Origin of the sequence: Amycolatopsis sp. WAC 01416, from assembly GCF_003947485.1 — a bacterium.
Lineage (GTDB): Bacteria > Actinomycetota > Actinomycetes > Mycobacteriales > Pseudonocardiaceae > Amycolatopsis.
The window spans coordinates 842,018-868,243 of sequence record NZ_QHHX01000003.1 but is presented as its reverse complement, the minus strand read 5'-3'; the positions used below and the strand labels follow the sequence as shown (position 1 = coordinate 868,243).

At 67.4% G+C, this 26,226-nt stretch carries 22 protein-coding genes and 2 pseudogenes; 7 read left to right on the top strand and 17 right to left on the bottom strand.

Annotated elements, in window-relative coordinates; genetic code table 11:
* Positions 1-26: 26 nt before the first annotated feature.
* Positions 27-569, top strand: a complete 543-nt coding sequence (locus tag DL990_RS13590; RefSeq protein ID WP_125798864.1) for a winged helix-turn-helix domain-containing protein — start codon at positions 27-29, stop codon at positions 567-569.
* Positions 570-778: 209 nt separating this feature from the next.
* On the opposite strand, the gene DL990_RS41255 is transcribed toward DL990_RS13590, so the two are convergent.
* Together DL990_RS41255 and DL990_RS42300 are read right to left on the bottom strand one after the other, a co-directional pair.
* Positions 779-928, bottom strand: coding sequence for a hypothetical protein (locus DL990_RS41255; protein ID WP_158632614.1), 150 nt, complete (start codon positions 926-928; stop codon positions 779-781).
* Positions 929-996: 68 nt separating this feature from the next.
* The gene (locus DL990_RS42300) at positions 997-1,857 is read right to left on the bottom strand and encodes a helix-turn-helix domain-containing protein (protein ID WP_158632613.1); all 861 of its coding nucleotides are present in this window, start codon (positions 1,855-1,857) and stop codon (positions 997-999) included.
* An 83-nt stretch (positions 1,858-1,940) separates the two neighbouring features.
* Here DL990_RS42300 and DL990_RS13580 point away from each other — a divergent pair, with 83 nt between their 5' ends.
* Positions 1,941-2,852, top strand: coding sequence for a phytanoyl-CoA dioxygenase family protein (locus DL990_RS13580; RefSeq protein WP_125798862.1), 912 nt, complete (start codon positions 1,941-1,943; stop codon positions 2,850-2,852).
* On the opposite strand, the gene DL990_RS13575 is transcribed toward DL990_RS13580, so the two are convergent.
* From DL990_RS13575 to DL990_RS13555, 5 genes are read right to left on the bottom strand one after another with little or no spacing between them, the layout of a single operon-like run.
* Positions 2,853-4,646 carry a bifunctional UDP-sugar hydrolase/5'-nucleotidase gene (locus DL990_RS13575; RefSeq protein WP_125798861.1) on the bottom strand — a complete coding sequence of 598 codons (1,794 nt, stop codon included), beginning with the start codon at positions 4,644-4,646 and terminating at the stop codon, positions 2,853-2,855.
* Positions 4,647-4,657: 11 nt separating this feature from the next.
* The gene (locus tag DL990_RS13570) at positions 4,658-5,998 is read right to left on the bottom strand and encodes an ABC transporter substrate-binding protein (protein ID WP_125798860.1); all 1,341 of its coding nucleotides are present in this window, start codon (positions 5,996-5,998) and stop codon (positions 4,658-4,660) included.
* Between the two features lie 17 nt (positions 5,999-6,015).
* The gene (locus DL990_RS13565) at positions 6,016-6,852 is read right to left on the bottom strand and encodes a carbohydrate ABC transporter permease (RefSeq protein ID WP_125798859.1); all 837 of its coding nucleotides are present in this window, start codon (positions 6,850-6,852) and stop codon (positions 6,016-6,018) included.
* 12 nt (positions 6,853-6,864) lie between these two features.
* A complete protein-coding gene (locus DL990_RS13560) occupies positions 6,865-7,815 on the bottom strand; it encodes a carbohydrate ABC transporter permease (protein ID WP_233599135.1) in 951 nt (316 codons plus the stop codon).
* Positions 7,816-7,837: 22 nt separating this feature from the next.
* Positions 7,838-9,115 carry a glycoside hydrolase family 36 protein gene (locus tag DL990_RS13555; RefSeq protein ID WP_199746343.1) on the bottom strand — a complete coding sequence of 426 codons (1,278 nt, stop codon included), beginning with the start codon at positions 9,113-9,115 and terminating at the stop codon, positions 7,838-7,840.
* Positions 9,116-9,272: 157 nt separating this feature from the next.
* Between DL990_RS13555 and DL990_RS13550 the strand changes: the two genes are divergently transcribed.
* The gene (locus DL990_RS13550) at positions 9,273-10,955 is read left to right on the top strand and encodes a beta-N-acetylhexosaminidase (RefSeq protein WP_125798857.1); all 1,683 of its coding nucleotides are present in this window, start codon (positions 9,273-9,275) and stop codon (positions 10,953-10,955) included.
* Between the two features lie 35 nt (positions 10,956-10,990).
* Here the strand turns inward: DL990_RS13550 and DL990_RS13545 are convergent, their stop codons facing one another.
* Complete coding sequence (locus DL990_RS13545; RefSeq protein ID WP_125798856.1) at positions 10,991-14,305, bottom strand: DUF5107 domain-containing protein; 3,315 nt, start codon at positions 14,303-14,305, stop codon at positions 10,991-10,993.
* 92 nt (positions 14,306-14,397) lie between these two features.
* Between DL990_RS13545 and DL990_RS13540 the strand changes: the two genes are divergently transcribed.
* The gene (locus DL990_RS13540; protein ID WP_233599136.1) at positions 14,398-15,264 is read left to right on the top strand and encodes an AraC family transcriptional regulator; all 867 of its coding nucleotides are present in this window, start codon (positions 14,398-14,400) and stop codon (positions 15,262-15,264) included.
* A gap of 405 nt (positions 15,265-15,669) precedes the next feature.
* Positions 15,670-15,804 (top strand): annotated as a pseudogene (locus tag DL990_RS13535) (hypothetical protein); the annotation flags it as partial.
* A 57-nt stretch (positions 15,805-15,861) separates the two neighbouring features.
* Here DL990_RS13535 and DL990_RS13530 read toward each other — a convergent pair.
* Together DL990_RS13530 and DL990_RS41250 are read right to left on the bottom strand one after the other, a co-directional pair.
* The gene (locus DL990_RS13530; protein WP_125798855.1) at positions 15,862-16,131 is read right to left on the bottom strand and encodes a hypothetical protein; all 270 of its coding nucleotides are present in this window, start codon (positions 16,129-16,131) and stop codon (positions 15,862-15,864) included.
* A 272-nt stretch (positions 16,132-16,403) separates the two neighbouring features.
* Complete coding sequence (locus DL990_RS41250) at positions 16,404-16,559, bottom strand: hypothetical protein (protein ID WP_158632612.1); 156 nt, start codon at positions 16,557-16,559, stop codon at positions 16,404-16,406.
* Positions 16,560-16,571: 12 nt separating this feature from the next.
* On the opposite strand from DL990_RS41250, the gene DL990_RS13525 reads away from it, so the two are divergent.
* Entirely contained in the window at positions 16,572-18,152 is a 1,581-nt protein-coding gene (locus tag DL990_RS13525) for a sigma-54-dependent Fis family transcriptional regulator (protein WP_158632611.1), read from the top strand.
* 340 nt (positions 18,153-18,492) lie between these two features.
* Complete coding sequence (locus DL990_RS13520) at positions 18,493-18,987, top strand: enoyl-CoA hydratase-related protein (protein ID WP_125788195.1); 495 nt, start codon at positions 18,493-18,495, stop codon at positions 18,985-18,987.
* A gap of 87 nt (positions 18,988-19,074) precedes the next feature.
* Here the strand turns inward: DL990_RS13520 and groL are convergent.
* The 7 genes and pseudogenes from groL to DL990_RS13485 all read right to left on the bottom strand — a co-directional run bounded on the left by groL (position 19,075) and on the right by DL990_RS13485 (position 26,177).
* Positions 19,075-20,723 (bottom strand): annotated as a pseudogene (gene groL / locus DL990_RS13515) (chaperonin GroEL).
* A gap of 42 nt (positions 20,724-20,765) precedes the next feature.
* A complete protein-coding gene (locus DL990_RS13510; RefSeq protein ID WP_125798853.1) occupies positions 20,766-21,791 on the bottom strand; it encodes an NAD(P)-dependent alcohol dehydrogenase in 1,026 nt (341 codons plus the stop codon).
* Positions 21,788-22,537: a metal-sulfur cluster assembly factor gene (locus DL990_RS13505; RefSeq protein WP_125788198.1), complete on the bottom strand. Its 750-nt coding sequence runs from the start codon at positions 22,535-22,537 to the stop codon at positions 21,788-21,790. Before DL990_RS13505 ends, DL990_RS13510 begins: the two co-directional genes overlap by 4 nt.
* Complete coding sequence (locus tag DL990_RS13500; RefSeq protein ID WP_125788199.1) at positions 22,534-23,568, bottom strand: amidohydrolase family protein; 1,035 nt, start codon at positions 23,566-23,568, stop codon at positions 22,534-22,536. Before DL990_RS13500 ends, DL990_RS13505 begins: the two co-directional genes overlap by 4 nt.
* A gap of 86 nt (positions 23,569-23,654) precedes the next feature.
* Complete coding sequence (mimD, locus tag DL990_RS13495; RefSeq protein ID WP_233599137.1) at positions 23,655-24,005, bottom strand: propane 2-monooxygenase effector subunit MimD; 351 nt, start codon at positions 24,003-24,005, stop codon at positions 23,655-23,657.
* Positions 24,002-25,114, bottom strand: coding sequence for an aromatic/alkene monooxygenase hydroxylase subunit beta (locus DL990_RS13490; protein ID WP_125798852.1), 1,113 nt, complete (start codon positions 25,112-25,114; stop codon positions 24,002-24,004). The genes mimD and DL990_RS13490 overlap by 4 nt, the downstream gene beginning before the upstream one ends.
* A gap of 13 nt (positions 25,115-25,127) precedes the next feature.
* Positions 25,128-26,177, bottom strand: a complete 1,050-nt coding sequence (locus tag DL990_RS13485) for an FAD-binding oxidoreductase (RefSeq protein WP_125798851.1) — start codon at positions 26,175-26,177, stop codon at positions 25,128-25,130.
* Between the last annotated feature and the right edge of the window lie 49 nt (positions 26,178-26,226).

Sequence of the window (26,226 nt, the reverse complement as noted above, 5' to 3'; positions counted from 1 at the left end):
TATGGGAACCGATTACAGTCCTGTCAATGGCCGGACAGATCGAGCCCCCAGCCGCGACGCCGGAAGAACTGCGTGCGCTCTCCCACCCGCTGAGCTGGCGCATCCTGCGGTTGTGCCTGGACAGGGCATGGACCAACCAGCAACTCGCCGAACGCCTCGACGTCGCACCGGCCACACTGCTGCGCAGGCTGCGGATACTGACTTCAACGGGATTTGTCGTGGCCGAGGAGCCACGGCGAGGACCTAAAGGTGCCTGGGAACATCCCTACCGAGCGACCAAGAAAACCTGGCGTCTCAATCTCGAGCCGGGGAGCGACCGTCACCTAACGGCCAAAGTCGACCTCGCCATCCTGGACGCACACCGGGCGGAGATCAGCGAGAACGACCCTTCAGTCCCCCAGCACACCCGCCGGGCGGTTCTGCGGCTGGATGCCCGCGACCAAGCGGAGCTGAACAGCAGGGTCGACGCGCTCCTCGAGGAGTTCGCCGGGCGAGAGAAATCGGACCAGGCACCCATCGCCATCCTGTGGAACGCCGTCGAACGCCACGAGCCTCCCGGACGGCCGTGATGGCCACGTCGAAGGCGCCCGACCGGCCCCGTGAGACGGTGCGCCGCCGATTACGCCTTGCCGGACTCGGCACTGTCCGGACTTGATCAGCCAGGGTGGTCGTCGGTGGCAGGTCAGGCGGCTGTGGGTTGTCTGTATACGTACGGTTTCGCAAGGGGTCGTGAGTGGCGGCTCGGCACCGGTGAGGTGCAACGCGTCAGCGGGCCGGTTCACGCTCTCGCGGCGCGGGAACCGCCGGCTCCGTGCTTCAGCGCGCCCACTGCCTGTGCGCTCGACAATGCTTGCTCACCAAGCACTTCCTGGGTCAGCATCAACGCGATGCGATAGCTCCGCAATGCCTCGCCGAGCGGCTGGTCCATGAGTCCCCCTAGTGGTCTCCTGCCTGACGGGGTCGGTGTTGGGGACGCCCGCACTGATTCCGCACACGTCAGTCCCAACCGGGAACCTCGCCGTTGTGCCGGTAGCTGCTCGGCGGCAGGCCGAACTCGCGGCGGAACGCGCGGCTGAAGTGGAACTGGTCGACGTAGCCGACGGTGCCGGCGACCGCGGCGACGGACATTCCCGTGCCGGTCAGCAGCCGAGCCGCGCGGTGCAAGCGGCGGGTGCGCACCTCCTGCATGGGGCTGTGGCCGGTGGCCCTCACGTAGAGGTGGCTGAAGTGCGACGGTGACAGCCCGGCGGTGGCGGCGAGCGAGTTCAGGGTGTGCGGCGCCTCCGGTGTCTCGGCAATGAGCTGCCGCACGCGGGCGATGCGCGGGTCAGGGCCCGGTGGCGCGGCGGGAGCGCCGACGAGGTCGGCCAGGCGCACGATCTCCTCGAGCACGCACATGGCGAGGGCCTGCTGTTCGGGGCGGGTGGCGAAGGCCGGGAGGTGGACCGGCGACGGCGGGATGTGATCACCGGTGAGCCGGGCGTAACGGCGGAGCCGGTCGAAGGCGGCGTCGATGGCCTCCGCGGCGCCGCTCGCCGCCGGTGTCAGATGGCGACTCGTCCCGAGCCAGTTTCCTTGTGGTGCGCGGAAATGTGCCCACAGCAGCGACCATTCCGCGGCGTCGGGTGCGACTCCATAGGTGTGCCGCACGCCGGGTTCGATCAGCACGAGCCGCCCCGCGCTGGTGGTCAGGGCCGTGTCCCCGTGGTGCACGACGCCGCGCCCCCGCGTTGTCCACATGAGCAGCCAGCTCGGTGAGCCGGTCGGCCGGATCGCCTCAAGGCGCTTGGTGAAGGTGCTCTCGCCGACGACGAGCAACCCGGCCGGAGGCGAGGGCGTCACAGCAGGATCTGTCATCTTCCCGGCAGGTTCAGCCATGTCCGCGATGCCCCGCCCTTCCTACAGTCGAATACGTCGAGACCCCACCGCGGAGGCAGAACATGAAGCAGTTGATCGATTCCAGCGAAATCGCCGACGACGTCGCGGCGCTACGGGAGCGCATGTCCGAGGACGGCTACCTCTACTTCCCCCGCCTGCTGCCCAGCGACTACGTCACCGGTGTTCGCGCCGACATCGCGGCCGTGCTCCACGACAGCAGGTGGCTGGCCTCCGGCACCGAGCCGCACGAGCTTCGGGCGTCCGACCGGGCAGTCGAGGAGGGCAAGTCCACCTTCTTCGGCATGTACTCCGCCGTGCAGGCGACGCAGTCCTTCCACGAGCTCAGCGAACGGGAGGAGCTGCGCGGCCTGGCTCAGCGGCTGCTCGGCGAGGAGGTCTTCTGCCACCCGATGCACATCGCCCGCGTCACGGCGCCGACGCCGCGGGCCACACCCACGCCCGCTCACCAGGACTACCGCCTCATCCAGGGCGCGGTCGACACCCTGACCATGTGGATCCCCCTCGCCGACTGTCCCGCCGACGCCGGCGGGCTCGAGGTCCTCGGCGGGTCGCACAAGCTCGGCGTGCTCGGTGTGTCCCGGGCGGAGGGCCCCGGCGGGGTCACCGCGCAGGTGGCGGGCAGTGGCGTGGACGACTGGCGCAGCACCCACTTCGGCCAGGGGGACGTGCTCATGTTCACCAGCCTCACCGTGCACGGGGCCCGCCCCAACCTCAGCGACCGGCTGCGGTTGTCGGCGGACATCCGGTGGCAGGCGAGGTCGGAACCGGCCGCCTTCATCGACGGCTACGAGCCGTTCCGGCCGCACTTCCACCCCGACGTGCCCGACTGGCCCACCCTGACCCGTGGCTGGACCTCGACGACCAGCATCGAGATCCCGGAGGGACTGACCTATGTCCGCAAGTTCGACTCGATGAGCGAACACGTGCCAACCCCTCCGTCCCGGTTCAGGTGACTACGCAGGCCGGTTTCCCGGTGCGGGCCGGACCCGGTCGAGCTTCGGCGGTCGGACCGGTGACCTCGCCTCCAGGTACTTCCAGAGCGCGTCCGCACCGGAATAGATGCTCCGATCCTGGTTCCTGGCGTCAAAAAGCGCCGTGAACCCGGGTGTGGCGTTGCGGGCGAAGAAGTTGTTGGCCAGAGTCGCGATCCGGTACTCGCGGTCGGCCTTCACCGGCTTCCCGTTGATCCGGATCTTCTTGATGTCGACGTGCTGCCCGAGCGGGGCGTCGGGGTCGTAGGTATAGGAAACGTTGCCGGAAACGGCCATGTGCCGATACGTCACGACACCGTCGGCCCCTCGCTGCCATTGGCTCTCGATCAGCTCGTCGAGTTTCTTGCCGGTCACCGTCCCGCGCACGACGGCCGGGCCGATGCCGTTCTCGTAGACCGTGCCGAAGACCAGCTCGGAGAACAGCACCCGTCCCGGTGCGTCCGCGGGATTGGCTGGATTGGGGACGAAAGGTATGTCGCGCAACAAGATTCCCGGCATCGCGACCGCGAGATCGGCCTGTCCGTCCTGGTTGGCCGCCCAGCGGAACGCATCGGCGGTGGTGTTGCCGAGCGTGGACTCCTCGTCGGTGCCGGAGGTGCGGGTGAGATCGCCGGTGACCGTGGCGACCTGCTGGTCACCCCGCGCGGGGAGCCGGTCCTTCCAGTACTTCGCCATCCGCTGCACCTCGGGATCCGGTGCGACATCACGGGTGTTGGCGTGGCTGACCGACTTCGTCCGGTCTCGCCGGACATCGCCGGTCGCCGGATCCAGCTCCAGGTTGATCTCGTTGATCAGCCTGCCGTGGTTCGCCGCATCCACCACCGGGCGGGGATTACCGGCCGGGTCGGGCAGCATGCAGTTCACCAGCGCGTGCCAGTGCCCGCCGACGATGGCGTCCACCGCCGGGCTGATCTGCTTGTTCATGTCGGCGAGCGGGCCGAACGGTGCGGTGCAGTCGTTGTACCCCGCCCCGTTCGCTTGCGAGAACCCTTCGTGCACAACGGCGACGATGGCCTGGACGCCCCGCCCGCGCAGCTCCTCGGCGTAGCGGTTGATCGTCTCCACCTCGGGCAGGAACTTCAGTTCGCTCGGCCAGTAGGAGAGCTGCTCTTCCGGCGTGTGGGTGGTCGTGGCGTGGATGAATCCCACCGGGAGCGTGCCGCCGCGACCGTCGTCGACCTGCCGCACGTGGTACGGCTTGACCAGCGGCCGGCCGGTGGCTTCGTTGATCACGTTCGCGGAGTAGTAGTCGAAGTCCGCGCCCTGGAAGCGTTTCCCGGTCGAGTCGGTGAAGCAGAGGTCGCGGTCGGGGCGGCCCTGGCAGGTGCCCTCCATCATATGCTCGAGGTAGGCCGGTTTCCGGTCGATCTCGTGGTTGCCCACGGTTGAGAACTCGACGCCGATCATGTTCATGTACTCGATCGTCGGCTCGTTCCAGAACCACGCGGTCTCCGACGGCCAGCCGGAGAAGTCGTCGCCCGCGGAGAACAGTACGGAGTTCTCCGGTGCGCGCAGCCGGTCGAGGTGCGAGGCGAGATACGCCCCGCCACCGACGGTTTTCGCGGGCTCACCGGCACGCGAGCCGGGCACGGTCGTGGTGTACTCGCCGAAGTAGCCGTGCAGGTCGGTGATCGACAGCAGCTGCACGGGCACCCCGGGCGCGGGCTCGGCCGTCGCGGCCGGTGCCAGTGAGACGGCCAGCGACGCGGCGGTGGCGATCGCCGCCGCTCGCCATCTCTTGGGTGATGCGGACATGGCAGACCTCTTTACTTCTCGGGGGTGAGCAGGGCGTTGCCCTGTTTGACAGCCTCCCCGGCGGCGTCGGAGACATTGACCGATCCGAGGTACATGTCGTTGAAGATCTGGTTGATTTTGGGTTCCGCCGCGGCGAAGCCGGACACGATCGGGAAGTTCACGGTCTTGCCGCGTGCCTCGTCCAGGAACGGCTGGGTGTCGATGCCCTTAGCCTTCCAATGCTCGACGTAGCGCGGGGCGAGGTCGTTGATGGCCGGGAAGACATAGCCACCCTCGGCCATGATCGCCTGCGCCTGCGGGGTGGCCAGGAACGACACGAGCTGCTTGGCCTGGTCGGGATGCTCGGTGCGGGAGTAGACCGCCTCGCCGAGGCCGTTGATGATCACGACGCGGCCTGCCTTGCCCGCAGGAAGCGATGCGGTGCCGATCGGGAAGGTCGAGTTGGGGGCGACGAAGGGCAGCAGCGCGTTGTTGGCCGGGAAGACCGCGACCTCGCCGCGCTGGAACATCTCGGTCGCACGGCCCGCCGGCGGGTTGGTCTGCTCGGCGGGCGGGGACACGTGCCACTTCTTGATCAGGTCGATGCCCCACTGCAACGCCTCGACCGAAGCGGGCTCGTCGAAGTTGAACGTGCCGTAGGGCTTGGTGATCGTCGTGCCGCCGTTGCTCGGGATCCAGTTCAGCCACTGGGTGCCCGAGTGGTTCCAGGAGGCGAAGCCCCACCGCTTGACCTTGGCCGGATCGAAGCCGGCTTCATTGGGGTGCTTGCCGTTCACGTCGACGGTGAGCTTCTGCATCAGCGGCAGGAACGTCCCGGATCCGTCGGGTGCCCAGGTCAGCGGCTCGGTGGGCATCGCGACGCCGGCCTCGGCGAAGACCTGCTTGTTGTAGAGCATCCCCGGTACGCCCCAGTCCTTGGGGGCGGCGTACATCTTTCCCTTGTAGGTAAAGGAATCCACCACGTTGGCGTGGTACTTGTCCTTGGCGAGGCCGGACTGCTCCACGGCGTCGGAGACGTCCATCAACGCGCCCTTCGTCGCCAGTTCGGGGAAGTTCGCGGGCGTCATCCAGAACACGTCGGGAGCGGTGCCGGAAACCATCTCGGTGACGAGCTTGGTCCAGTACTGGTCGTAGGGCTGAAGCTCGATCTTGACGTCGATGTCAGGGTACTGGGCCTTGAACGCCTCGAAGACCTTCTCGTAGCCCTTCTGCTGCTGCTCGTCCCAGATTCGGTAGGTCAGTGTCGTCTTGCCGTTGCTGTCGCCGCTGCCGCCACAGGCGGCGACCAGCCCGACCAGTGCGCCGGCTGTCAGCGCGCTGAGCACCTTCCGCCGGAAAGCCGAGAGCTTCATGGGGACACTCCTTTGTGTCACTTGAGTCCGGTCAGGGCGACCGACCGGACGATGTAGCGCTGGAAGAAGACGAAGACGAGCAGCATCGGCAACAGCGTGAGCAGGCTGCCTGCCATCATCCGGGTGTAGTCGATGCCGATCTCCGAGCGCAGGGCGGCGATCGCGACGGTGACCACGCGGGTGTCCTCGCTGCTGGTGATGATCAGCGGCCACAGGAAGTTGTTCCAGGACGAGATCACCGTGACGATCGCCAGCGTGGCCAGGATCGGCCTGCTCAGCGGCAGGATGATCCGCCACAGGATGGTCAGGTGCCCTGCGCCGTCCACCCGCGCGGCCTCCTCGATCTCGCGCGGGATACTGCGGAAGAACTGGCGCATCAGGAAAATCCCGTACGGCGTGCCGAAGACGTACGGCGCGACGAGCCCGTACCAGCTGTTCACCAGGTCCAGCTCACGCATGATCAGGAACAGCGGGATCAGGGTCACCACGTTGGGCACCATCAGGGTGGCCAGGTACAGCCAGAACAGCGAGTTGCGGCCCCGGAAGTCCAAGCGCGCGAACGCATACGCCGCCAGCGTGGTGAAGATCAGCTGCCCCACGGTGAGGACGGTGACGAAGATGAAGGTGTTGAGGATGGACTGCGCGAAGTCCGAGCCCAGCAGCGCGCCGAGGTTCTCCAGCGTCGGCGAGGACGGCGGCGCCCAGGGTGCCGCCTCGAAGAGCTCACCGCGCGGTTTCAACGCGGTCGAGACGATCAGCCAGTACGGGAAGACCGACATGGCCGCCCCGATGATCAGCGTCGCGTAGAGGGCGGCGCGGCGGGATGGCCGCCGTCGCCGGGTGGTCGTGGTCACGGTCGGCCCCTCTCAGGTCAGGTCGTAGGTCGTGGTGCGGTTGAAGTACCGGACCTGCGCCATGGTGACCGCGAGGATGATCAGGAACAGCACCATCGCGATGGCGGAGGCGTAGCCGAAATCGAACTGCCGGAACGCGGTCTGGTAGATCGTGTAGTTGATGACCTCGGTGCTGTTGCCAGGACCGCCGTTGGTCATCACGAAAACGGTGTCGAAGACCTGGAACGAGCCGATCACGTTGGTGACAAGGACAAAGAACAGCGTCGGGCGCAACAGCGGCAGTGTGATCGCGAAGAACTGCCGGACCGGCGACGCCCCGTCCAGCGTGGCCGCCTCGTAGAAGTCCTTCGGGATGGACTGCAACCCGGCGAGGAAGAACAGCATGTTGTAGCCCGCGAACTGCCACACCTGCGTCGCCGCTACCGAGGGCAGCGCGAGGCCGGCCGAGGACAGCCAGCTCGGTCCGCCGATCCCGAAGATCTCCAGGAAGGAGTTGACCGCGCCGTTGGCCGGGTCGAAGATCCAGCCCCACACCAGGCCCATCACCACCGGCGTCGCCATCCAAGGCAGGACGAACATCGCGCGAAAGATCTTCACGCCGCGCACTCGCTGGTTGAGCAGCAGCGCGAGCAACAGGGCCAGCACCGTCTGTACGGGGATGGTCAGGACCACGTAGGCGATGGTCACCAGCAGCGAGTGGCCGATCCCGCCGTCGGCGAAAAGCCGCTCGTAGTTGGCCAGCCCGACGAACTCCGGCTCGGCCAGCAGCTTCCAGTCGAACAGGCTCAGCCCGGCGACGATCAGTACTGGCAGCAAAAGGAACGCGACGACGCCGAACAGGCTCGGGGCTACAAAGGCATATGCCGTCAGGGTTTCCCGCGCCCGCCGACGACGTCCCCGTGGCGGCACCGGCCGGGTCGAGACCGGTGGCGGCGGGGTCGGCACCGTGAGGACCTGAGCCATGGCGGACTCCCTTCCGGAGAGATCAGGCAGGACTGGTTGACGGCGTGAGCAGCTCGCGGGTGCGCGTGGCTCCCCACTCGTCGAGGTCGGCGAGGCGATCGCTCGAACACCTCCACCCACCGCTGGAGGCCACGTGATCCGCCCAGCCGGCGCGGTCTTCCACGCGCGGAGACACCAGCAGGCAGTCGGGATCGTTGACCCACAACCGGCCGTGCATGAACTCCCGCGCGGCCCCGGCCAGCCGCGCGCCGAGCTGCGAGGGCTGGCTGACGTCCCCGGACTTGGGTTCGACGGCGACCGCGGTGTCCGGGCTGACCCGCATGGCGTCGACGAGTCCCACACTGGGCAGCATCGGTGCGCCGCAACCGAGAACGGTCGAGTCCGGCCCGACCGCCTCGCGGATGATCCGCATCCCCGCCACGTAGGCGTCGTGCCCCGACACGTCGGCGTGCCGCGAGCCGGGGTGCGCTCCGGCGTAGATGTAGTCGATCTTGAAGAACGAAAACCCGGTCGCCACAAGGGATCTGAACACGCCGCCCAGATGCTCCGCCGCGCCAGGGTGCGTCACGTCGAGCACCGCGATGTCCCGGTCCCACTCGCGCATCGCGGGCGTGCCCCGCACCAGCCAGTCCGGATGCTCGGTCGCCACCCGGCTGCCGGCGGCGACGAAGAACGGCGTCAGCCAGATGCCCGCGCGCCGCCCGGTGTCGGCGACGCGTTTCGCCACTCCTTCAAGGGAGCCGAAGCCCGGCCGGATGTCGAGCCAGTCCCCGATCGCGCTCTGGTAGCCGTCGTCGAGCTGGATGATCTCCAGCGGCAGCTCCAGTCGTCCGGCGTGCACCAGGGTGTCGGCGATGTCCTGCTCGGTGACCTTGTTCCAGTGCCCGTACCAGCTGCTCCACCCCGGACCGAGCGGACGGACCGCCGTCACGCCACCGACGGCCGCCACCTCCTCGGCCCAGGCGACGAGTGCGCGCGGGAGGTCGGCGTGCTCGGTCTCCCGGACAGCGCCCAGGCTGGAGACGACGAGCCGGTCCCCGAGCGCCTGCACGCGGATGGAGGGGACTTCGGCGGAGTGATCCACCGCGGACCACGACCGCACCGGGCCGCCGTCGCCAGGGTCGATCACGACAAGTCCCTCGCCCTGGAATCCGGACTCCGGCATCGGCCGGTCGAAGCGGAAGCAGCTCGCCGCGATCTGCGCCGAGGACGGCCGGGGAGAGGTCGCGTCACCCGGGTAGGTGCCGGTGGGACTCCAGGACTGCCAGCCCTGCTCGAAGACGCGCGCCCGAGCCGGCACGCAGGCAACCTCGGCGATCGGGAGATACATCGGCGTCCCTTCGTGGTGGTTTTCGTTCGTTTATGCGCATAATGGCCCCAGAAATGAGCGCATATGATTACTGTAGACGGTAATTGAACAGAAAGAAACATGTGCACGCATACAGGAGGCAGCGACCATGAGCCACGACGACGCGCGAGAGCGGGCGGCACACCTCATCCCCCGACCGCACTCGGTGCTGCTCGGCGCGGGGGTGTTCCAGCTTCCGGCCGAACTCCCGGTGCGCCTTGACGTGCCGGCGGAGGAACGGGCGGCGGTCCTGCGGGCGATCGCGCTGCTGCCCATGGCCGGCAAGGTGGTCACCGAACCCGCGGGTCTGCGGGTGCTGCTTCGCGCGGGCGCGACCCCTCCCGAGGGTTACGTGCTCGACGTGACCGCGGCCGGAGTGACCATCACCGCGGCGGACCGTTCCGGTGTCGTGTATGCCGTGCAGACCCTGCGCCAGCTCCTTCCCGACGCCGCTTACCGGCAGGCCGCGCCGTCGGACATCCGGTGGGTCGCACCGGTCGTCCGTGTCGAGGACAGCCCACGATTCCGCTGGCGCGGAATGCTCCTCGACGTCGCCCGGCACTTCCTGCCCAAGCGGGAGGTGTTGCGCCACATCGACCTGATGAGCGCGCACAAGCTGAACACCCTGCACCTGCACCTCAGCGACGACCAGGGCTGGCGGGTGGAGAGCCTTCGCTTCCCGCGCCTGCACGAGGTCGGCAGCTGGCGGGCGACGAGCCAGGTCAGCCACTACTCCGACGAGGTCGTCCACGACGGCACACCGCACGGCGGCTACTACACCCGCGACGACCTCGCCGAGATCATCGCCTACGCGGCGGACCGCGCGATCACGGTCGTCCCGGAGATCGGCGTTCCCGGCCACACCGGCGCCTTGCTGGCCGCCTACCCGGAGTTCGGGTCCCCGTCCGTGCCGGATCGCGCGGTGCACCCGAACTGGGGTGTGCACGACGCGCTCCTGGCTCCGTCGGAGCAGTCCCTGGAGTTCCTGCGCCTCCTGTTCGACGAGCTGCTCCCGCTGTTCCCTTCCCCTTACGTGCACGTGGGTGGCGACGAGTCCGTCCTGCGGGCGTGGGACAACGACCCGGTGGTGCGTGCGTTCGCCGACAAGCGGAGGCTTTCCGGGAGCGCCGAGATCTTCGCCGCCCTGATGGCCGAAGTGCGGCAGATGCTGGCCGATCACGGCAAAACACCGGTCACGTGGGACGACAGCTTTGCCGCGCAAGGAAGCGCCGCCGACGCGGAGTCGACCACCACGCTGGTCATGGCGTGGCGTGGCGCGGAGGTCGCCCGCCGGGCGGCGGCGGCCGGGCACGACGTCGTGCTCTCGCCGGTCATGCCGACCTACTTCGACTACTTCCAGGAGGCCCACCCCGACGAGCCGCTCGCGATCGGCGGCCCGGTCACCCTCGACGACGTCGCCTCGTGGGAGCCGATCCCGCAGGACTGGTCCGAGGCCGAAAGTGCTCGTGTGCAAGGGATCCAGTGCCAAATGTGGACCGAGTTCGTCAAGGACCCACGACTGGTCGACTACCTTCTGTACCCGCGAACGTGTGCCTTCGCGGAGATCGCTTGGGGCTCCCGCACGCAGGATCTCCACCGGCGGCTGCCCCGCCACCTCGACCGGCTGGCGGCGGCCGGAGTCGAGTTCCGCCCGCTGACCGGCCCGGCGCCGTGGCAGCGCGGCGGCACCGGCAGGCGAGCCCATCGCGCCGGGGTCCCGATGGCCGAGCGCCTCGCGAAGTACGCCGACGCGGCCGCGACCGGAACCGTGGCGGATAGTCCTGATGTGTAAGGAATCCCGCACGCCGTGACGGTGCACAGACGCCGTCACGGCGTTGGAGTCCGGATCGATCGGGCGAGGTCCAGCGCGTCGACGTGGTGGGGGTCCACAGCCAGCAGCGCGTCCAACCGGTCACCTGCGCTTGCGTGCTGCCCGTCGAGAATGTCGAGCTGCGCCCGCAAAAAACCTACTCGGCGCAGCTGTGCGGCGGCCAGGTCCTCGGTGAACAACAACATCGACGGCAGCGAAGTCGCGAAGTAGTCCACGGTCGCCGGGCTCGCTTCCAACGTGTCGCAGAAGTCGCGCAATGCCTCGGTGAGCCGGTCGGCTTCCTCGGTGCGACCAAGCCTGCGCAGCGCGAGCACCGAAGAGTAGGTCGCCTCGGAGTAGGGCTGGGTACTCATCCCCTGGAAGTCGCCCTGCTGCGCGGCGGCCAGCTCCCACGCCGCCCGGTCGCCGAGCAGGTCACCCCGCATCAGGTGCAGCTGCGCGGTGTTCGCGAGCGGATGCCTTGCCTCGCTGAGGGATTCCGGCGGCGCAAACGCATCGTCCACTGTGGATTGCGAGCGGCACAGCCGGTCCCACACGCGCAGCACGTCGCCCTCACCGCCCTCCCATGGTTGGAAGGTGCGGCCAAGCAGCAGTTCGCGGGCCTCGTCGAGCCGGTCGGCGGTGATCAGCAGGTTCGCGAGCTCAAGGGTGGCGTCGTCCCGCGTCTCGACCAGGGCGCGGTTCCGCAGGAGCCAGTCCAGCCGTTGCCCGGGCGGCACGCCGCGCCTCGCGCTGAGCTGGTCACGCTCGAAGATCAACCTGGCGTCGTCCCCCGCGACGGCGAGCGCGGAGTCGTAGGCCGCGCATGCCTGGTCGGCGTCACCGAGATGGTTGAAGGCCGCGAGCCCCAGATTCCGCCACACCACGGGATCATCCGGGTCGATCACTGCTGCGGCATTCCAGGCCGTGCACGCGTCATCAGGGCGTCCGTTGGCGTAGAGCCAGTGTCCGAGCAGCGCGCGAGCCCGCGCGTCCGTGTCGTCGGAGTTCGCCGCACGCTCCAACGTCAACGCGTCGTCCAACCGCGAAGGAAAACACCACGTCGCGTCGAGATTTTGCGCCCTCCCAACGGCTTCACGCGCCTCGTGGTCTCTGCCCAGCCTGCGTAGCACCTCGGCTCGGTAGTACTCCAGCAACGGCCCGGCCACTGTCTGTCCGATCGCGCGAGAACCCTCCCGCTCGCGGGCGACGTCGAGCACCCGCAGCGCCGCGTCGTGCTCACCAACGCCGATGTACTCCAGCGCGATGTCAAGGCAGGTCTGCGCGTCCGTAGTGAGAGGCAGGCCAAGCAGATCGCGCGTCCACCAGTCCAGGGGATCAAGCGCACGGGTGGCTTCGGCAAGTTCTGCCGCTTGACCGTCTTTTCCGTTACGGCGCAACACGATCACCCGGAGCGCACGGGCTTGCAGGTGCTCCGGCTCGGTGCGCAGCACATCCTGAAGCCTGGCCAGCGCCTCCCCGTTCCGCCCGTGTGCGGCGTCGATGCGCGCCATGCGATAGCCCGCCGGTGCCCGCCACGCACGCGCCCAGGAGCTGGAACCGTATACGTCGTAGGCCTCGTCGGCGCGGCCGAGTCGCTCCAGCGCGAGACCGAGGCAGTACAGCGCGGTCGTGTCGACCGGGTTGGGGTTCACCGTCGTCAGCCGGGAAACGGCTACCCGCGACAACTTCTCCGCCTCAGCGAAGTCACCACGCTGATACGCGCGCCCAGCGAGCCCGACATTGGCCGCGACATGCGCGGGATCGCGGCGCACTGCCTCACGCCAGTACAGCTCCGGTGAGCGCGTCGCGTGCCGGTACTGATCGAGGTGCGCGCCGATCACGGCCAGCTCTTCCACGGTCGGCACGTCCTCGGGCGCGGCGGGCTCGCGTGCCGGGGTGACTTGAACGTCCGCACTGGGGACCAGGGAATCCCACTCCACCAACAGTTCGTCACCGTGGAGGACGCGCAGCACGAGTCGATCAGCGGGCCGCGTCAGCGGGATGCTCTCCTGGAAGGGCTTGCCCGGCGCGATGTCGGCGCGCACCTCGGCGACCTCGGCCGCCGTGCCGTCGACGAGCGACAAGCGGCATCCGGGGCGGTCAGCCGTCACTATGACTCCGACCCGCGCGCTCGTTCCCCGGAGGTCCACCCGCACCGCGGCGTCCACGGTTGCCGCCTGCACCGGGCCGATCTCCTGAATCGGATACCAGAACTGGGAAAACACCTTCGTCTCCCCGGGCGCGATGAAGGAGAAGTCCGGCTGGTTGTCGGTGAAGACCCCGGCCATCAATTCGACGTAGGCCGAACCGTCGTCGGTCAGATTGCGGCCCCACGCATCACCGAACTCCGAAGCGCCCCAAGTCCACTGCTTCTTCCCGACAGCGATCTGCCGATCGGCGACGTGCACGAACCCGGCCCGCGCCGCATGGTCATAGCCGCCGAAGAACGTTTCCTTGCTGCCCACACACATGTACGAGGTCGGCACCGGGATGTTGCGGTACCAGTCAAGGCGGTCGCCGCGGACCTGCCCGCCACCGGCGACCGTGTCGACCTCGTCGTGCCGGGCCGGGTAGTCGACCCCGTAGTAGGCCCGATCCGCGGCGGGGAAGCCGGTCGTCGCGCGCTTGGCGTGATCGGCGACCACCCGCACGTCACGGGGGAAGAACGACTGGTAGTTCTCATCCGCTCGCGCGGCGATATTGGTCCACCACAAGAACGTCCGGGTCCGCTCGCAGCGGTTGTACAGCCGCACCCGCAACTCCAGGACGGCGCTGTCGGGCCGCATCCGGACGCCGTGCATTCCCTTCATCCGGTCGAAGGGGTCGTGGTCGGAGCACCACACGGTCACGGCGCCATCGGGCTCGTGCTCGATCTCGACGTCGGCCGGCAGGAACGTGGCCGGCCGATGGTGCTGCGGCCAGTTGAACTCGACTCCGCCGGAGATCCACGGGCCGGTCAGGCCGACGAGAGCGGGCTTGATCACCGGGTTGCGGTAGAAGAAGTCGTAGTTTCGGGTGCGGTCGAAAGCAACATGAATGCGGCCACCGAGCTCGGGCAACACCATCAGCCGCAACCAGCGGTTCTCCAGGTGCACCGCGTCCCACTCCGCCGGGGCCTTCACCGGGCTGATCCGGTCATGGAACGGCAGTGGATACACCCGCCCGGAGGAGCCCTGATAGACGCGCCGGTCCAGGTAGGCGGGATACCGGTCGGGCGCCTCGGGAAGGTAGCTGTCGATCATCACCCCCGCCCGCCACGCCGCGACCCCGGCCTCGGCGTGCTCGGCGGGGCGGGACGGCAGGATCAGCGTCGATTCACCCTGTGACATGCGGCAACGCTATGCCCGGGCACCCGTTCGGCGGGATGGCCGAATCGACCGAGTCACCTGGACGATTCGACGGCCGGCTGTACGGTGTGCGGATGCTGCTGCCCGATGGCTTCCCAGGTCAGCGGTTGCGCGTGCTGCCGCGGCCGCTGGTGGCGTCGGCCCTGCGCAGAGCCCCGACCTCGGGCCTGCTCGTCACCGACGCCGGGTACTTCCCCAGCGCGGCCAACCACGGCATGCACCGCCCGCGCAGCGCACCGGAAGCCATCGTGATCGTCTGCACCGACGGGGTCGGGCACTGCGAGGTCGACGGCAGAGTGAACGTGATCAGGCCAGGAAATGCCCTGGTCCTGCCCCCATCCCTCCCGCACTTCTACCGGGCGGACTCGCGCGCCCCCTGGACGATCTGGTGGCTGCACGCCGCGGGCTCCCAGGTCTCGGAGCTGCTCTCGGTCGTCACACCGGACGGCGGAGAAGCCATCATCGAGGTGCGCGACGTCTACCGGGCCGTCTCGGCGATCGACGACGCCATCGGCTTCCTCGAGCGGGACGAGACCTTCCCGCACCTTATCTCGGCCTCCGGCGCGGGCTGGACTCTGCTGGCGCAGCTGGCCGCGGACGCACTGACCGAAGCCCACCAGCCCACCGAGCCTGTTCGCCAGGCGCAGGAGTACCTGCGGCACAACTTCGCGAAGCCGGTGATCGTCAAAGAGCTCGCGCGCACGGCGGGCCTGTCCCCCTCGCACTTCGCGGCCCTTTTCCGGATGGCGGCGGGCTGCGGCGTGGTCGAATACGCCAAGCGCCTGCGGATGGCCCGAGCGCGCGAGCTGCTGGTTACCACGTCCCGCGACATCTCCGAGATCGCCAGGACCATCGGCTACAACGACGCGTTCTACTTCTCGCGCACTTTCCGCAGAGAACACGGTTGCAGCCCCAGCGAGTACCGACGCGGGAAGAACTAGTTGTTGCGGGTCGTGAGGTTGTTGACGCGGGTTCGAGTATTCTTAAACACGGAAGTACTCGCTGCCGACTACCGAGACGCTCAACTACTAAATGTCACGCAAGCCAGAGCCGTGTGGATAGTGAGCAATCGCCCCTCGGACACCGCTTTAGGTGAGATCTCACCAGTTGCGAGAACCTTCACTCAACCTTACCGAGTGAAGGTTTCTTCTATTTCAAGGCTCGGGGACGGGCGTCGCGGGTGTGCACAGCTGTGAACACCGGCTCGAAGGCGCGATGACGGTGTGTGAGTTCGAATCCCTGGCGCGATTCCGACAACAACCCCACGAACCGAAATCGCATCGTGAGCTGCGGATCTCCGCGACGATCGTGATCGAGCGGCACAGCCGCAAGGCCTGGTGACCGCCATGGGCAGCCCGAACGGAGCAACCCCGCCCGGGCTGTGGCGCATTCCAACTCTGGCCGTTCAGTGCTGCTGCATAGCCCTGGTCGCACTCGGGGCCGCCCACGCCTCCTACCGCCACGGCCGCGAGTTCGCCCTCCACTTCGGCGCCGACCACACCACCGCCGCCATCTCGCCCTTCATCGCCGACGGCCTCCTAGGCCGCGACCTTGCCGGATTCGACCGCCGCGTAACCGGCGCTGGTCAGCTTGGCAGGCACCCGCCGACCTGGACGGCCAGGCCTCGCGGGCCTGACCAAGTTCAGCCGAGCCAGCCGGCGCGCGGCGATCTGGTCACAGCAGGCGAGGCCGTCGACGAACAAATCCGGTTCGCAGCTCAACGAAAGCTGGGCACGCCCAGCGGCGACCGCCCTCAACATGGCCAGCTCACGACTCGAAAGACCGAGGCTCGGGTTCTGTTCAACCATGGCGCGCTCCTTTTGTGCGCAGTCGAAGCTCACTCGTCATTGGACACCGGCGCGGGCCACGCGTCCGTCGCAATTTGAGACGCGGCCTGCCCTCGAACCCCCGGGCGGGGATCGTCTCATTTTGAGATACCGGTCACACGTAGCCGGTCTACCCTGAGCGGGAAGGGGCGACGCGAAGGGAGCCTCCCGTGGCAATGGAGCTACGCGGGCCGAACACCGCCAGCGCTCTCGTAACCGACGGCGCTGGGCTTGCTGATGCCCGGGATCGGTTCCTAAGCGGCGAAGGCGAGCGCGACCCGCAGATAAGGCGAGAAATTCTCGCGTCCTGGGAACGATCGCGCGACAACAACGTGGACGCCGACCGGATTCTCGCACCCTTCATCCGCGATCCAGACCTCGAAGCGCCACTGGCCCGCAGCGCTGCTCATATTCTCGACGCCTTGCACGACCAGCTGCGAGGCGAAGCGGTCAGCACGATCTTGACCGATCAAGCAGGCTTGGTCCTCGACCGGCGCTCCTCCAGCCACCAGATCGAGCAATCACTGGACGCGGTCCAGCTCGCGCCCGGATTCAGCTACGCCGAGCAGTTCGTCGGCACGAACGGGATCGGGACGGCCCTGACGAGCCGGTCACCGGCCTTCGTCGACGGTCGCGAGCACTACACCGGAGCGTTGCGCGAGTTCGCCTGCGCCGGCGCACCCATCCGCCACCCGGTCCGCGGCAAGGTGGTCGGCGTCCTGGACATCACGACCTGGAGCCAGGCACCCGGGCCGATGCTCACCGCGCTGGCCTCGGCGACCGCCCGCCAGATCGAGGCGGAGTTGGTCACCCAGACCGGCAAGCGGGAAGTCGCGCTCATGCGCGAGTACATGAAGGTCTGCCAGCGGACCTCCTCACCCGTGCTCGCCCTCAACAACGATGTCGTCATGATGAACGACGCGCTCCGGCTTTCCGTCGACCCGGCCGAACAGCAAACGCTCATCGGCTACGCGGTCGACACGATGCGCGCGGACAACCGGCATACGCAACGCACCGTCGAATTGCCCAGCGGGCGTACGGCTCAGCTGCGCTACACGCCGGTCTCAGCCGACAACGGGCTCGCCGGCGGCATGTTCCGGATCCGGCTCGAGAAACGCCCGGATCCGACCGCTTGCGGGATCGTCCTGCCCCAGCGGCGCACGGCCGCGCTACCCGGCATCGCGGGCAGCGGCCCAGCCTGGACACGCTGTGTCCAGCAGGGTGTGGCCTGCTGGACACGTGGCGACTGGTTCGCCATCGAGGGCGAACCAGGCGCCGGCAAGGCCACCCTTCTCCGCGCCCTCCACATGAGCCGGGACCCTCATCGACCGCTACGAAGCCTGGTTCCGCCGGATACCGCCGACTTCGGCACTTGGCTCGGCGAGCTGTCCGCGGACCTCGCGATCGCCGATGCGACGGTGGTGCTCCGGCATGCCGAACAGCTGACCGACAAGCAGGCCGCCGCAGTGACGGACCTGCTCTCCGCGCACGACCAGGAGGACAAGGGGGCTGCACGGGTCATCGCGATCGTGAACGCCGGCGGGTCTTCCGAATTCCCGCCGAGGCTACGTTCGGTCTTCCCCCGGATCGTCGAGGTCCCGGCCCTGCGTCACCACATCGACGACCTCCCCGAACTCGTTCGGCATCTGCTGCGCCAGCTCTCACCGGACGACCAGCTGTCCTGTTCACCCGCCGCGCTGGCCCAGCTGGCCCGGCTGAACTGGCCTGGGAACATCGCACAGCTGCGCTCCGTTCTGGCCGCGACGGCCAGGTGCCGTTCCACGGGCACCATCGAGCTCGCGGATCTGCCGCCGGAAGGTCTTTCCAGCAGCCACCGGCTGCTTTCCCCGATCGAGGCGCTCGAGCGGGACGCGATCGTGAACGCCTTGCAGGCGAACGCCGGCAACCCGACGAGTGCGGCGAAGACGATCGGGATGTCCAGGGCCACGATCTACCGGAAGATCCGCCTGTACGGGATCACGACGGCGGGTTGCGCCGGCTGACCGGCCCGCGTCGACGGCGGATCGTCACGGCATCGATCCGCCAGCCGGACGGAACCAAGGTGCGGCAGGCGTGTTCGAAGCACGGAAGGTGCGTATCCGCGGCGGCATCGGCCGACGGCCCGGCAAGCGGGTTCGATTCGCCAGGGCGGGATCGGCCTTGATCACTCATCGATACCAGAACCAATCGATCGACTCGTCGGAGAATCTTCTTCTTGAGATCACACCACATGCGTCATTGCGTGACGGTCTCAATGTGAGACAAAGAAATAACCGAGCCTCAGTACGATTTCAGCGAGTCAGACGCTCGAAATTCGGCCCGCGGTTTCCGAGGAGGCCTCAGATGATTGATTTGGAATACCGGCGGGAGACCGCGGTGATCCGCATCCGGTCGACGAAGTCCGGCGTGCTGGACTCCGAACTGCTGGACCGGCTGGCCGCGGCACTCGCCTATATCGGTCCCGACCGGCCGATCATCCTCACCGGCGACCGCGACGTTTTCGCACCGGACCTCGATCCGGTGGCTGGCCTGGCCCGGACTGAGGGGTGGAAACGATTGCAGTGCGCGCTGAACGCGCTGCGCGCTCACCCATGTCCTATCGTGGCCGCGATCAATGGTGACGCGATCGGCGCTGGCTACACCCTGGCCGAAGCCGCCGACATGCGGATCATGTCCGGGGGAATCGTCCGGCCCTCGACTCGATCCGGCGAGTCCTTTTACGCCAAAGCCGCGGCGGAAGCCGGGCTGGTGGAACTCCATTGCTCACCCGGAAACCTCCTCGATCTCGCACTGCGCTTGGCCGCCCACGACCGATCGCGCGCGGCGCTGACGAGGTAGCGTCGGGCCACCTACTACGGGTGAAAGGGGACTTTCCCCGCAGCCAATGCGGCGAAAGTCCCCTTCACAATACGTTTGCCGTACCCGTCAATAGATGTTCGACGGGCGGACCATGCCCTCGGCGAGGTCGCCGACGCCGGGAGCGATGATCGCGCCCGGGTTGACCAACACCTGTTCGACGACGGCGGTTTCGGTGGTGATCAGGAGGGCCGCGATCGACGCCGCACTCTCCAGGGCAGACCGGGTCACCTTGAGCGGATCGATGACGCCCGCCGCGAAGAGGTCGCCATACTCGCCGGTGAGCGCGTCGAACCCCTGACCGTTGTCCATGGCGGCGACCCGATCCAGCACCTCGGCTCCGTCGTAACCAGCGTTGGCCGCGATCCAGCGCAGCGGCTCACCGAGAGCCCGCCGTACGATCTCGCGCCCCTGGGCGGCATCGCCGTCGAGGACGCCCAACTGGACGGACGTCGCGGCCTGTGCCAGCGCCGCGCCACCTCCGGCGACGACTCCTTCCTCCAGGGCAGCCCTGGCCGCTGCCAGCGAGTCCTCGACGCGCAGCATCCGCTCCTTGAGCTCGACACTGGTCGCGGCACCGACACTGACCACGGCGACCCGGCCGGAAAGCCTGGCGATCCGCAGCCTGAGGCTGTCCTGGTCATGTTCGATCCGGCCCGCCCGAGTTGCTTGTCCAGCTGACCGATACGCGCCCGCACGGTGGCCTCGTCGCCGGCGCCGCCGATGATCGTGGTCGTGTCTTCGGTGATGGTGATGTGCTCGCACCGGCCGAGATCCCGCTCCGTGACGTCGGTCAGAGTGACTCCCGCGTCCTCGCTGACGACACGTCCGCCGAGCGCCGCGGCCAGGTCTTCCAGTTCGGCCAGCCGCCGGTGTCCGAAGCCGGGCGCGCGGACCACGACCGCGGGGAAGGTGCCGTGCACATTGCCCGCGACGATCATCTGCAGAGCCGGGCCGTCGACGTTCTCCGCGAGGATCACGAGCGGCCGGTCGAGGCGACGGGCCGCTTCCACCGTGGGCATCAGCTCTTGGACCTGGCTGATCTTCTTGTTGGTCAACAGGATCACCGGATCGTCGAAACTCGCCTCCATCCGGTCCCGGTCGGTGACCATGTAGGGCGAGGTGTAGCCGTGGTCGAACTCGATTCCGTCGACCAGTTCGACACTCAGCCCGGGATCCTCGGACTCCTCGATCTCGACGACGCCCTCACGTCCCACGGCGGCCAGCGCCTGTGCGATCACCCGGCCGATCCGCTCGTCGTCGCTCGCCGCCAGGGTCGCGATCCGTTCCAGCTCCACCTCACCCGCGACGGCGGCCGCGGACTTCCGGAGGTACTCGACGATCGCCTCGACGGTCTCCTCGATACCGCGGCGGACCCGCATGGGGTTCGCTCCTTCGCCGAGCGCGACCAATCCCTCCCGCACCATGGCCTGCGCGAGCACTGTGGCGGTCGTGGTCCCGTCCCCCACCACGCCGTTGGTCTTCATCGCGACTTCCTTGACGAGCTGGGCGCCCATGTTGGCGAACGGTTCGCTCAGCTGGACCTCGCGGGCGATGGTCACACCGTCGTTGGTGATGGTCGGCGGTCCGGTCAGCTTCTCCAGTACCGCGTTGCGTCCTTTGGGGCCGAGGGTGACCTTCACCGCGTCGGCCAGGGTGTTCACGCCCAGCTCGAGCTGGCGCCGCGCATCGACGCCGAACCGCAACTCCTTCGCCATGATGACCTACTTCCTTTTCCGTGCGAGAAGGACGCACTCGATTCAGGGGATGAGAATTGCCCGGCCGCGGACGTTGCCCGCGCTCAGATCGTCGATCGCCTGCTGGAACTGCCCGAGCCGGTATCGGGCGGTGTGCAGCTTCACCTTGCCCTGGGCGGCGAGGACCATCAGATCCTGCAGATCCGTATAGGACCCGACCAGGTTGCCGATGAAATTGATCTCCGTGGAGATGATGTCGATCGTCGGCACGTCGATGTTCTCGCCATATCCGACGACGTAATAGTTTCCTGCGCGCCGGAGCATGCGGACGCCTTCGCCGGTGGACCCGCCTTCGCCGACGAAATCGAGGACCGCCTCGGCGCCGTGGCCACCGGTCAGTTCGAGTACCCGGTCCACATGGGAGCCATCGGCGACGACGGTGACGTCTGCACCGACCTGTTCGGCGAGTTCGAGCGCCGCCGCGTTACGGTCGACCACGACGAGCGTCGCCGCACTCATCGCTTTCATGCACTGAATACCGATGTGGCCGAGCCCGCCCGCTCCGATGACGACACAGACTTCTCCCGGCCTGAGCACCTTCGCGGCTTTCGCGGCGGCGTGTTGGGCGGTGAGCCCGGCGTCGGCGAGAGCGGCGACGTCCGCGGGCTCGAGGTTGTCGGCCAGTTTGACGCAGGACCGTGCCGACGTGAGGACGTACTCGGCGTACCCGCCGTGGGTGTCGATCCCCGGAAAGCGCGAGTTCTCGCAGTGTACGTCGTCGCCACGCCGGCAGGCCCGGCACAGACCGCAGGTCACCAGCGGGTGGAGGATGACCTTGTCCCCCACCGCGACGTTCGTGACCGCGTCACCGACGGCGTGCACCCAGCCGGCGTTCTCGTGGCCGATCGTGTATGGGAGGCCGACGCCCGTCTTCTCCGCCCATTGACCCTCGAGGATGTGGATGTCGGTCCGGCACACGCCCGCGGCGCCCACCTTGACCACGACGTCCAGTGGTCCGGAGATCTTGGGTTCTTCGACGTCGCGTAGCTCCAGGTTCTGGTGATACCCGGTGACCTGTGCGGCTTTCATGAATGGCTCCTGGTGTTCGTCATGACCGGGGCGAAGCCGCCGGCCGCTCCCTCCGGGTCGGTGTCGGCGTACCGGGTGGCGAGCAGTCCGCGACAGAAGTGCGCGTTGCCGTCGATGGAGACGCGGGTGGCCGCGGCGAGGCGCAGCCACAAGGCGGCCTCCGATTTCGCGATCGGCTCGCCGCCGTGGTCGACGAACACCCTGGCGTGGGAGTCGTTGGGCAGTCCGATGGCCTCACGCCTGCGTAGCAACGCCGACTTCAGCTCGTTCTCGGGGAGGTCGAACAGTTCCAGCAACGGCAGTTCCTCGAGCGTCCACGCGCCACCGGCCAGCACCGCCCGGCAGGAGCGTTCCATCGCGGCGAAGTGCGCCTTACGCTGGAAGGTGTCGCGCAACTCCGCCAAACTGTCCTCCGCCTCGACCCCGAAAGTGCCGACATAGCCGGCACCGGCGGCGAGACCGCTGTTGATCTTTTCGGAGTCGTGGTGATCGTCCAAGAGCACGCGAACCCGGCCCACCGCGGGAACCACGGCCAGCGCGTCGTAGGCGTCGGAGACCATCAGGAAGGCGAAGTTCGGTGCGCAGAACGAAGTGGGCAGTCGCAGGTGGACCTCGACGCCTTCGTCGTCGATCGTCACCGACCGGACGAAACCGAGTTCGGTGATCGGGAGGTCCAGCTCGGGGTCGAGCACGGTCGCCAATGCCGAGAGCACCTCGGCTTCCAAGGACAGGGCGGCGGTCGTCATCGCGCACCGGCCCCGGCCGCGACCTCGGCTTCCGCCGTACCGGCCTCGGTCGGCAACCGCAGGCTCCGCGGCACGTCGAGGTCGTACAACGCGGCCGCGTTCAGCCCGAGGATCTTTTTCTTCTGCTCTGTGGTGATGGCCGCGTACTCGGACATGTCCTCGGGGATCTGGAAGTCCACGAACCGCTCGACGAGCCACTTGGGCGTCCACAGCGCGTAGTCGCTCGCGAAGAGGATCTTGTCCTCGCCGATCCAGTAGAGCAGTTCTCCGATGATCTGCGCGAAGTACCGCGGCCGCGCGTGGATGAACGGCATCGCGACGGCGAGTCCACCGTAGACGTTCGATTCCTGTGTCGCGATCCAGCAGAAGTCCTCCAAGCGCGGCAGGCCGACGTGCTCGACGATGAAGTTGAGGTCGAGGTAGTCGGTCGCGACCTTGTCGATGTCCGCGACGTCGAAGGCGTCCCGGTCGAGCGGCCGGATCGTAGGTCCTTTGTGGACGTGGATGTTCTTGATACCCAGCTTGATGCACTCTTCGAGATAGCGGCGTGACCACAGGTCGTCGAGCTTGTACCCGCGCGATTCACCGTGCCATTCGGCCGTGTAGAGCTTGACTCCCTTGAGGTTCATCCGGTCGGCGTCCCGTCGCAACTGCTCCAGTCCGGCTTCTCCGTTGCGCGGATCGTAGGCGTGGTTGTAGGTCAGCTTGTCCGGCTGTTTCCGCGCGAGCCCGAACGCCTCCTCGGTCTGTCCGAACCCGGTCTTGTAGAACTCGCTGAGCAGCGTCGCCTGGAAGATCGCGTGATCGACGTGCCCCTCCTGGAAGACGTCCTTCATCAGGCGCTCGGCACCGTAATAGGTGTAGGTGTCGTAGTCCCAGACGACCTCTTCCGGGCTGAGGTTCTTGTGGTAGTCGTAAAAGCAGTCGATGAACTGCTTGCCGTGGACGTTCTTGATGTTCGATTCGCGACCGTCCCAGAGGTGGACGTGCCCGTCCACGACGTAGTAGCGCTCGCCGTCCTTTTCGTACATCGGAGATCCTCTCGGGGTTTGTGGTGGGAACCGGTGGCGGGGCGCGACCTCCCCGGGCGCCCCACCACCGGTGGTGCGGTGCGGCGTCAGCCTTGTGCGGGCAGGTCGAACCCGATGTACTCGGCCGCGTCCTCCGGGTTGGCGAAGAGCAGTGTGCGGTCGTCGAGATGCACCATGCGGCCGTAGTGGGTGGAGCTGATCTCCTCGAAGATCGAGCCGTCGAAGGGCTGGCCGAGCGCGTCGGTCAGCTCCTGGTAGTCGAACTCCAGGAGCTTCTTGCCGTCCACCCGGATCATCGACGGGTACTCGACGAGGGAGACGTCTTCTTTGGCGCCCATCACATCGGCGACGACACGGCCGACGGGAGTGTTCATCAGGGTGACGCCGCACATGTTCGACGCATCGGTCTGCGAACCGAACTGCAGGGAAACACTCACTGGTCCAACTCCTTCGGAACGTCGAGCCCGATCTCCTCGAGCACCTGTGCGAACTTCTCCTTGGTCGCGCTCAGCGAGTCGGCGAACGTGCGCGCCTTGTCCGACGGCTGCGACCAGATCGGCTGCAGGGCCAGCGCGGCGTCCAGGCACCGCGGCACCCACGTCGCGAGCCATTCGCCGAAGAGCCGCTTGTTGCCGGCGCTGAACCGTTCGTCACGGGTGAGCAGCCGGAAGAGGGACCGGGTGTAGGCGAGGTCGCGGCTGTAGTCGTACTCACCGGTGCCGACGATGGTCGGTGTTACGTAGTCACCGTTCTTGGCGGAGATCTGCATGACGAGCTCCGACCGGAAGAGCTGACCGACGAGCTGCTCGAAGACGACGTTGGTGCCGAACAGCAGCTCTGCCCAGTCGCCGACCGCGGTCAGCTCTTCGACGACCCGGCGGGTGGGCTGCCACTCCTCGGCCGACTGCCACACCTCTTTGTGGACCGAGCCGTCGAAGGTGTCGAGCGAATCGGACAGGTCGAGGTTGAACAGGGCGAGATCCTGGGCGAACCGCATCTTGTGCGCCGCGTTCACGGCGACCGCCGTGTTGATCATGTTCGTCGGGCCGGAGCGCTGGATCGAGGTGAACACGTGCAGCGCCATGCCGTTCTCTGCGTGCATCCAGGCGCCGAGGTTGCGCGCGATGAACTTCTGCCACGCGGGATTCCAGTCGCCGTAGGCATTGGCGCGCTTCGCGTTCTCGAGTCCGAGAGAAACCTGACGCACCACCGCGGAGTTGTTGCGGTAGATGGTCTGCTCCCATTCCTCGTTGGGATCGAGGAAGGCGTGCCAGTCCGACGACTTCGCCCGCGTCCACTCCGGCGGGTAGCCGCCCGGCCCGTCACCGAAGCCGTAGATCCAGCCCTGCGCCAGGTGGCGTTCGGGATCCGGCTGCACGTCGACGGTCACGTCCTCGTACACCGTCGCGCGGAGCTTGGCCGGTTTGAAGTAGGTGAAGGTCCGGCTCTTGGAGCTGGGAAACTCCAAGGCGCCGGCTTCGGAGTCGGTGAACTCCACCGTAGGGAAGCTGCGCACCTTCGGCGCAGGTGTCGCACTACTCGCCATCTGTTCTCTCCTCTTACTCGTCTTCGTGGACCGACGTCGTGAACTTGTCGTAGAACACCTGGTCGTCCGGCACGCCTTGACGTGCGGCCAGCGCCAGCGCGGCGTCCACCATGGGCGGCGGTCCGCACAGGTAGACCTCGGTCCGGTGCAGTTCGGGTTCCCTGGCCTCGGCGACATCGGTGACCATCCCCGGCTTCGCGATGACATCGAGGTCCTCGACGCCATCGCTGGACTCCGAGAGCGCGACGACGAACTCGAAGTCGGCCAGCCGGTCACCCAGCGCGCGGATCTCGTCCAGGTAGAAGAGATCGCCGGGCGTACGCGCGCCGTAGTAGAAGCGGATCCGGCGGGTGTCGCCCGTCTCGCTGAGGTGCCGGAGCAGCGCCAGCACCGGCGCCATCCCGGCCCCTCCGGCCATCAGCACCAGGGGCAGCACGTGTCCCTTCTTGAGGGTGAAGTTGCCGTACGGTCCGGTCAGATGGATCGTGTCGCCGACGGCGATTCCCTCGTCCAGCAAAGAAGAGAACCGGCCGCCGGGGTACTTCTTGATGACGAACTCGATGTGGTCCTTTGTGGACGGTGTGGTCGCCATCGAGAACGAACGGTGCTCGTCGCCGCCCGGAATGGTCAAGTCGGCGTACTGACCAGGCTTGAACTCGAAGGCGGCTGGGCCGGCCTGCTTGAGCTTGAGGCCCACGATGTCGTGTGTATGCCGCACGATTTCGAGGACCTCGGCCTGGACTTCCTGCAACGGGGCGGAGTTGAGCAGCTCTTCTTCGTCGAAGTTGAGCAGCTCGATCGTGCAGTCGCTGAAGGCGTGCGCCCGGCAGAGGAGCACGTAGCCCTCCTCGACTTCGGCGTCGTTGCAGGCGAAGGTCGAATAGCGTTCCATCTGGATCTCGCCGTCGAGGACATAGGACTTGCACGCCGAGCACTGGCCCTCACGGCAGCCGTGCATGAGGTGAATGCCCTGCCGGAACGCGGCGTCTAGGATCTTCTCGTCCTCTTCGACCTCCATCTCGATGTCGACCGGTTCGAAGGAGATGCGATGCTTGTCAGCCATCTGGTCTCTCGATTCTCGGGAGCGGCCGACGGTGGCTCATCTACACCCG